Source organism: Actinosynnema sp. NPDC023658 (genome assembly GCF_040639995.1).
GTDB lineage: Bacteria > Actinomycetota > Actinomycetes > Mycobacteriales > Pseudonocardiaceae > Actinosynnema.
In genome coordinates, this window is the sequence record NZ_JBFAAX010000294.1 from 1 (window position 1) to 7,346 (window position 7,346).

The window sequence follows — 7,346 nt, forward strand, 5'->3', positions numbered from 1 at the left end:
GGCGGGGGTGGCGCGGGTCGGGCGGGGTGGGGTGGCGCGGGCGGGTGGGGGTCGGGTGGTGCGGCATGATGAGGCCGTGCGCGAGACGACGGCGAGCCCGTGACCGGCGGTTACCTGAAGGGTCGCATCCGCCGCGAGGACATCATCACGGCGGCGGTCGCGGTTTACGGGGAGGCCGGGTACCACGGGTCGTCGTTGCGGGAGATCGCCAAGCGCGCCGGGATCACGCACGCCGGGTTGCTGTACTACTTCCCGACCAAGGAAGCGCTGCTCGCCGCGGTGCTGGAGCGTCGTGACGCGGAGGACGCCGAGCGCGAGCAGCTCCAAGCCGCGCCCGGCCTGGAGGTGTTGCGGCACTTCGTGGCCCTGGCCGAGCACAACGTCCGCCACCCCGGCATCGTCGACCTCTACTCGCGCCTCGCCGCCGAGGCCATCGCCGCGGACCACCCCGCCCACGCCTACTTCGTCCGCCACTACCGGGCGGCGCGGGAAGGGGTGGTCGGGTCGTTCCGCGCCCTCGCGGATCGGGGCGAGCTGCGCCCGGGTCTCGACCCGGCGACCGCGGCGCTGACGTTCATCGCGCTGATGGACGGCCTGCAGGTGCAGTGGCTGACCACGCCCGACGAGGTGGACGTGGTCGGCTCACTGCGGTGCTACCTGGAGAACGTCCTCACCGTCCCGCTCGACCCGGCGGCCCAGCTCGACCCGGCCGTTCCGCTCGACTGAACGGCCGCCTCGGGAAACGCCCCCAGGCGGCCGGCGGCTGGAGCCCTCACCGCACCCCGCCAGCGGTGAGGGCGTACGGGTCCCAGTCGACCGGCAGGGTGGGCGGCGGCTCGACCGTGCTGCCCACGTCCACCGGTTGCCCGCCCGCGATGGACTCCTCGATCGCCAGCATCGCGTCGAGCACGTGGAACGCCACCCGGCCCGACGCGCGTTCCGGCTCCCCCGCCGCGATCGCCCGCGCCAGCTCCAGCACGCCCGTGCCGCGGGTCGCCTGATGTCCTTGCGGCGCAAGGGTTTCCACGCCGTCCGGTCCGCCGAGCAGGTGCAGCGCGGTCTCGCCGTCGAACCGGTTGGGGTCCGGCAGCACGGCCGTCCCGAGCGTCCCGGTCACCTCCACGAACCCCGTGCGCGCCAACGCCGAGTCGAAGCTGAACACCACCTGCGCGGACCCGCCGCGCTCGAACTCGACCAACGCGCCCACGGTGGTCGGCACGGTCACCGGGAACTCCACCCCGGCCCGCGGTCCCGAGCCGATCACCCGCGTGTCCCGCGCCCGGCTGCCGGTGGCGGTGACCCGGCGGATCGGGCCGAGCAGGTGCACCAGTCCCGTCAGGTAGTACGGCCCCATGTCGAGCAACGGCCCGCCGCCCGCCTGGAACAGGAACTCGGGCGCGGGGTGCCAGCTCTCCGGTCCCGGCACCTGGAACAGGGCCAGGGCGGTGCGCGGCTCACCGATCCGACCGGCGTCGACGGCCCGCCGCGCGGTCTGCCAGCCGGCGCCCAGCACCGTGTCCGGCGCGCACGCGACCCGCAGCCCCCGTTCCCCGGCGCGGTCGAGGAGTGCGCGGGCGCCGGCGCGGTCCAGACCGAGCGGCTTCTCCAGCCACACGTGCTTGCCGGCGTCGAGCGCGGCCAGCCCGACCTCGACGTGCGCGGCCGGGACGGTCAGGTTGACCACCAGCCCGATGTCCGGGTCGGCCAGCAGCTCGCCCACGCCGCACGAGCGGGGCACGCCGTGGCGGGCGGCCTGCGCCGCCGCACGCGCCGGGTCGAGGTCCGCGACGGCCGACACCCGCACGTCCGGGAACGCGGTCAGGTTGCGCAGGTACTCCTCGCTGATGACCCCCGCGCCGACGACACCCACGCCGAGCGGCGCGCTCATGCCCCGACCCCGGAGAGGAACGCGTGGCTCGCGGCGATGCCGGCGAACACGTCCCCGTCGTAGGCGTCGAACTCGACCACGTGCAACGCGTCCGGCGCGGCGGCCAGCACCTCGGCCACCGGCACGCGTCCCCGTCCGGCGGGCACCTGACCGGAGCCGTCCCGCGCGAGGTCGCCGTCCTTGACGTGGATCGCGTGCACCCGCGACCCGAGGCGGCGCAGCAGGGCGGGCGCGTCCTCGCCGCCGACGGTCGCCCAGTAGGTGTCGACCTCCAGCAGCACCTCGGGGTCGAGCTGGTCGGCCAGCACCTCGAACGCGCTGCGGCCGTCGATCCGGGACGCCAACTCCCACCAGTGGTTGTGGTAGCCGACGCGCAGGCCGTGCTCGGCGGCGGCCGCGGCGGCGGCGTTCAGCGCGGACGCGGTGGCGGCGACGTCCGCCGGGTCGTGCCACTTCTCCGCCTCGACGTGCGGGTCGATGACGACCTCGATGCCGCAGTCGACCGCGGCGGCGAAGACGGCGTGCTGGTCGACGCCGAGGAGCCGGGCGTGGGCGGTCGGCGCGGTGAGGCCGTGCTCGGGCAGCGCGGTGCGCAGCACGTCGGCGAACTCGACGAAGCCGTAGGGCTCGACGCGGGTGAAGCCGATGGCGGCGAGCCGCCGGAGGGTGTCGGAGGGGTCGGCCGCGAACGCGTCGCGGACGGAGTACAGCTGCACGGACGTTCTGCTCATCCCGGCTCCTGACGTCGATGTCGGCGCACTGTGGAAGCGCTCCCATGATTTCTACCACTTGGTAGAAATTCGCACCAGATCCCCGCGCGACCCGCCCCAAGCCGGACTTACGTGAGGCTCCAGGGCCGGTGGCATGAACGGGAAGGGGCACGACGACGAGCCGCGCCGGGGCGTCGGCGCGGTGGCCCGGATCGCGGTGACGTGCCAGCCGACACGTCCGACCCTGAACCGCTCACGCGGGTGCTCGCCGGGCACTTGGAGCAGCTGGACGAGCAGGCGAGCCGGTGGGGGGAAGAGTTGGGCGGGGAGAGTCGGTCAGCGGGCGCGGCGGGTGGCGTGGGCGACCAGGTCGGACAGCGACGCCTTGGCGGCCGGGGCCATGGACGAGGAGCGCAGCGCGCTCAACGCCCGCTCGGCGCGGATGGTGATCAGTCGTTCCACCCGCTCGGCGGCCCCGGTGGCGACCACGACGTCCCGCAGGCGCTCGGCTCGCTCCTCGTCGAGGTCCGGGTCGCCGTGGAGGGCCGAGATGACCTCGCGCTGCTCCGGGGTGGCCTGCTGCCTCGCCAGCGCCATCAGCACGGTGGGCTTGCCGGCGCGCAGGTCGTCCAGGTCCGGCTTGCCGGTCACGCCGGGGTCACCGAACACGCCGAGCAGGTCGTCGCGGAGCTGGAACGCCTCACCGACCGGCCTGCCGTAAGCGCCGCACGCCCTCATCAGCGCCGCGTCGCCGCCGGCCAGGGCCGCACCGATGCGCAGCGGCAGGTCCACCGTGTACCGGGCGGTCTTGAGGCGGGTCATCCGCCACGCCGACCGCACCGGGTCCGCGGTGGACCTCGGGTCGCCGCCCAGGTCCAGGTACTGCCCGGCGATCAGCTCGGTGCGCATGGTGTGCAGCAGCGCCCGGACCTCTCGCCACCGCGGCGGGTCGACCTCCACCCGGTCCAGCAGCTCGTCGGTCCACGCGAAGCACATGTCGCCCACGAGGATGGCGAGGTTCATGCCGAACCGCTCGGCCGCGACGCCGTCGTCCTCGCGGGAACCGGCGAAGTGCTCGGCGAGCAGCCGGTGCACGGTCGGCCGGCCGCGCCGCATCGCGGAGCGGTCCATGATGTCGTCGTGCACCAGCGCGAAGGTGTGGAACATCTCCAGCGCGGCACCGGTCCACACCACCGCGCGGTCGTCGGGCGAACCGCCCGCGGCGAGGAAGCCGCAGTGGCAGAACAGCGGGCGCAATCGCTTGCCACCGGCCACGAACCCGCGCAGCACCTCCACCAGGGGCGGCAGGCAGGGGTCCGGCGCGGTGCCCGCCTTCCCGGCCAGGAACCGGTCGAGCGTCGCGTCCACCTCCGCGCGGACCTCCGCGAGATCGCCGCGGACGGCGTCGATGACTGTCATGGTTCCTCCACTGGCGCGAACGGGACCGGGGTCCGGACAGGACGGAGTGGGGAAGGGGGAAGGGTCGGCGGCCACGGTCACTTCCCGTGATCGACGTGGTCACCTCCCGGCGCTGTCGAAGCTAACACCGCCGGGGCGGAACCGGCGGTCGAGGACGCTCACCGACCCGATCGGGGAACCGTCGACGCCGCCGACCTGCGGCTGCCACGCCGACACCGCTCGTTCGGCGTGCGTGGCGACGGCTCCGACGACGCTGAGGAGCACCGCTTCCCGTTCGCCGTGGAAGCACACGCACACTTCCGCGTGACACCCGGTCCGGTCGGGGCGTTCGCGTCCCGGGTCAGCGGCGGGTGGCCGCGAACACCCTCGCCAGGTGACGTTCCACCACCGGCACCACCTCGGCCACCGGGACCGGACGGCCGAGCTCGGCGGCCAGCGAGGTGACGCCGGCGTCCTCGATGCCGCACGGCACGATCCGGTCGAACGCGGTCAGGTCCGGGTCGCAGTTGAGGCCGAACCCGTGCAGGCTGGTGCACCGCTCGATGCGCACGCCGATCGCGGCGATCTTGCGGTGCCGCCCGTGCTCGCGGGCAGCAGACGGGAGCACAGACGGCTGGAGTGCACCAGGCGGGAGGACGCCCGCACCCGACGGCGGCACGTCCGGCGCGGGAGGCTCGTCACCCAGCACCCACACGCCGCTGCGGCCGGCGAGCCGGGCCGTGTCGACGCCGAACTCGGCGCACGTCCCGATCAGCGCGTCCTCCAGCTTGCGGACGTGGCCGACGGAGTCGAGCGGCACCGGCAGCTTCACCACGGGGTAGCCGACGAGCTGGCCGGGGCCGTGCCAGGTGATCTCACCGCCGCGGTCGACGGCCAGCACCGGCGTGTCGTCGACCGGGAACGCGGTGGCCTTGGTGCGCTTGCCCGCGGTGTAGACCGGCGGGTGCTCCTGGAGCACGCACACGTCCGTGATGTCGTCGGTGACGCGCAACGCGTGCAGCCGCCGCTGCTCGGCGTACGCCTGCTCGTACGGCACCGCGTCCGGGCCGAACCCGGCGTGCACGAAGCGCATCGGACCGTCCACCACGCCGTCGAGTCTAGGCGCGCTCACGGCCGCAGGTCGGCGGCGGCGCGGGAGGTCGTGACCACCCGGCCGACCGTCATCACCACGTGCCCGTCGACCTCGGACCGCCCGGTGAACACCACCGCGTCGCCGCGGGCGTCCAGGACGCGCACCGAGTGCCGGACCACGCACCCCGGCGTGACCGGGCGGTGGAACGCGACGTCGGACATCGCGCCGAACAGGACCACCCGGTCGCGGTCCGGCCGGTCCCACGACGCCAGCAGCACCGCCGCCTGGCACCACGACTCCACCAGCAACGTCGACGGGTAGTCGTCCGGTGCGCCGGGGGCGAGGTCGGCGTAGCAGGGTTCGTTGGCGCTGACCGCTTTGAGCGCGGTCAACGACTCCCCCGGCGTCACGTCCTCCACCCGGTCGACCAGCAGCACCGGGTAGCGGTGCGGCAGCACCCGGAGGATGTCGGAGGTCGTCATCACGTCACACCGCCTCGTACCGCAGCGTGATCCGGGCGACCACGCCGTCCGCGTCGCTCACCACGGCGGCGCAGCGGGAGTCGTCCCGGGTCAGCCGGGCGGTGAGCACCGCGCCGGGGAACACCGGGCGCAGGAACCGGCACGACTCGACCCCGACCAGCCTCGACGGCCGGTCGACGGTCGCGGCCCGGTGGGCGAACTCGACCAGCCGGACGCCGGGAAGGATCGGCAGGCCCGGGAAGTGGCCCGCGAACACCGGGTCGTCCGCCGCGACCACCAGTCGGGCGACGGTGGTGGTCCCGGAGCGTTCCAGCACCTCGACCGGTGCGCCGAGCGGGCGCACCGGTCAGCCCTCGCCCAACGTGCCGAGGTCGGCCGCGGCGTCCGGCCAGATCAGTGTCACCGCGCCCCAGGTGAGGCCGCCGCCGAAGGCCACCGCGAGCACCCGGTCGCCCGCGTCGAGCCGACCGGCCGCGGCGGCGTCGGCCAGCAGCACGGGGATGGACGCGGCGGCGGTGTTGCCGACCGCGTCGAGGTCCGACAGCACCCTCGACGCGTCGATGCCGACGCGCTGCGCCACCGCGTCGCAGATGCGCCGGTTCGCCTGGTGCGGCGCCAGGTGGTCGACGTCGTCGGGGCCGAGACCGGAGCGCTCCAACGCGTCCAGCGCGACGTCCGACATGCGTTCCACCGCCTGCCGGAACACCTCCTTGCCGCGCATCCGGAAGTAGGCCTCGCCCGCCGGGACCTGGATGAGGTCGGCGCCCGTGCCGTCGCTGCCGAGCACGCACGGCCCGATCGCGCCCGGCTCGTCACCGCCCCGCCCCGCGCCGACGACCACCGCGCCCGCGCCGTCGCCGAAGATCTCCGCGGTGCCGCGGTCGGCCGGGTCGAGGATGGTGGAGAACGTCTCGGCGGCGATCAGCAGCACCGTCCGCGCCGCGCCGCTCGCGATCAGGCCCACCGCGTTGGCCAGCCCGTACAGGAACCCGGTGCACACCGCGGCGACGTCGTGCGCGGGCACGCCGACCAGGCCGAGCCGGGCGGCCACGTCCGGTGCGACGGCCGGGCACGAGCGGTCCGGCGTGGTCGTGGCGACGATCACCGCGTCCACTGTGGACGTCCCGGCGGAGCGCAGGGCCCGCGCGCCCGCGTCCGCGGCGAGGTCCGAAGTGGACGTCCCGGGGTCGACCCACCTGCGCGCGCCGATGCCGGTGCGCGACCGGATCCACTCGTCGGAGGTGTCCAGGCCGGCGGCCAGGTCGTCGTTGGTGACGACCCGGCGCGGCAGGCTCGCGCCCACCCCCAGGATCACCGCACCGCGGTAGGTCATCGTCGTCCCTCCCGGCTCACGCCTTGGCGATGGCGAGCACCGCGTTCTGGCCGCCGAACCCGAACGAGTTGCTCAGCGCGAGGTCGACCGCGCGCGGCCCGGCGGTGGTCGCCACGTCGAGGTCCAGCCGCGGGTCCAGCGCGTCGAGGTTCGCGGTCGGCGGCACGACGCCCTGCTCCACGGCGAGCACCGTGAACACCGCCTCCGCCGCGCCGGCCGCGCCCAGCATGTGCCCGGTCACGCCCTTGGTGGAGGTGACCAGTGGCCGCGACGGCAGCAGCCGCGCCAGCACCCGCCCCTCCACCAGGTCGTTGAGCTGCGTCGACGTGCCGTGCGCGTTGACGTGCCCGACGTCCGCCGGTGCCGCCCCCGCGTCGGCCAGCGCCGCCCGCACGGCCGCCGTGACGCCTCGTCCCTCGGGGTCGGGGTTGGTGATGTGGTG

The 7,346-nt window shown here is 74.8% G+C and carries 9 protein-coding genes and 1 pseudogene; 1 reads left to right on the top strand and 9 read right to left on the bottom strand.

The features are described 5' to 3' along the window. The first annotated feature begins 99 nt into the window (after positions 1-99). Positions 100-726 carry a TetR/AcrR family transcriptional regulator gene (locus AB0G02_RS24210; protein ID WP_360797746.1) on the top strand — a complete coding sequence of 209 codons (627 nt, stop codon included), beginning with the start codon at positions 100-102 and terminating at the stop codon, positions 724-726. A 46-nt stretch (positions 727-772) separates the two neighbouring features. Here AB0G02_RS24210 and AB0G02_RS24215 read toward each other — a convergent pair whose 3' ends face one another. The 9 genes and pseudogenes from AB0G02_RS24215 to AB0G02_RS24255 form a co-directional block, all read right to left on the bottom strand. After that, positions 773-1,888, bottom strand: a complete 1,116-nt coding sequence (locus AB0G02_RS24215; protein ID WP_360797747.1) for a Gfo/Idh/MocA family oxidoreductase — start codon at positions 1,886-1,888, stop codon at positions 773-775. After that, the gene (locus AB0G02_RS24220; protein WP_360797748.1) at positions 1,885-2,619 is read right to left on the bottom strand and encodes a TIM barrel protein; all 735 of its coding nucleotides are present in this window, start codon (positions 2,617-2,619) and stop codon (positions 1,885-1,887) included. The genes AB0G02_RS24215 and AB0G02_RS24220 overlap by 4 nt, the downstream gene beginning before the upstream one ends. 315 nt (positions 2,620-2,934) lie before the next feature. Next, a complete protein-coding gene (locus tag AB0G02_RS24225; protein ID WP_360797749.1) occupies positions 2,935-4,017 on the bottom strand; it encodes a polyprenyl synthetase family protein in 1,083 nt (360 codons plus the stop codon). 99 nt (positions 4,018-4,116) lie between these two features. Beyond that, a complete protein-coding gene (locus AB0G02_RS24230; protein WP_360797750.1) occupies positions 4,117-4,308 on the bottom strand; it encodes a hypothetical protein in 192 nt (63 codons plus the stop codon). 49 nt (positions 4,309-4,357) lie between these two features. Continuing rightward, entirely contained in the window at positions 4,358-5,128 is a 771-nt protein-coding gene (gene lipB, locus AB0G02_RS24235) for a lipoyl(octanoyl) transferase LipB (RefSeq protein ID WP_360797751.1), read from the bottom strand. After that, positions 5,125-5,571 carry a 3-hydroxyacyl-ACP dehydratase gene (locus AB0G02_RS24240; protein ID WP_360797752.1) on the bottom strand — a complete coding sequence of 149 codons (447 nt, stop codon included), beginning with the start codon at positions 5,569-5,571 and terminating at the stop codon, positions 5,125-5,127. The genes lipB and AB0G02_RS24240 overlap by 4 nt, the downstream gene beginning before the upstream one ends. A gap of 4 nt (positions 5,572-5,575) precedes the next feature. Beyond that, a complete protein-coding gene (locus AB0G02_RS24245; RefSeq protein ID WP_360797753.1) occupies positions 5,576-5,914 on the bottom strand; it encodes a hypothetical protein in 339 nt (112 codons plus the stop codon). A 3-nt stretch (positions 5,915-5,917) separates the two neighbouring features. After that, the gene (locus AB0G02_RS24250; RefSeq protein WP_360797754.1) at positions 5,918-6,904 is read right to left on the bottom strand and encodes a beta-ketoacyl-ACP synthase III; all 987 of its coding nucleotides are present in this window, start codon (positions 6,902-6,904) and stop codon (positions 5,918-5,920) included. 16 nt (positions 6,905-6,920) lie between these two features. Further along, positions 6,921-7,346: pseudogene (locus AB0G02_RS24255) on the bottom strand (3-oxoacyl-ACP synthase); the annotation flags it as partial.

Bases quoted from the DNA above. Each gene is read 5' to 3' on its own strand.
- AB0G02_RS24215 (WP_360797747.1), bottom strand. From the start codon at position 1,888: ATGAGCGCGCCGCTCGGCGTGGGTGTCGTCGGCGCGGGGGTCATCAGC.
- AB0G02_RS24220 (WP_360797748.1), bottom strand. From the start codon at position 2,619: ATGAGCAGAACGTCCGTGCAGCTGTACTCCGTCCGCGACGCGTTCGCG.
- AB0G02_RS24225 (WP_360797749.1), bottom strand. From the start codon at position 4,017: ATGACAGTCATCGACGCCGTCCGCGGCGATCTCGCGGAGGTCCGCGCG.
- AB0G02_RS24240 (WP_360797752.1), bottom strand. From the start codon at position 5,571: ATGACGACCTCCGACATCCTCCGGGTGCTGCCGCACCGCTACCCGGTG.
- AB0G02_RS24250 (WP_360797754.1), bottom strand. From the start codon at position 6,904: ATGACCTACCGCGGTGCGGTGATCCTGGGGGTGGGCGCGAGCCTGCCG.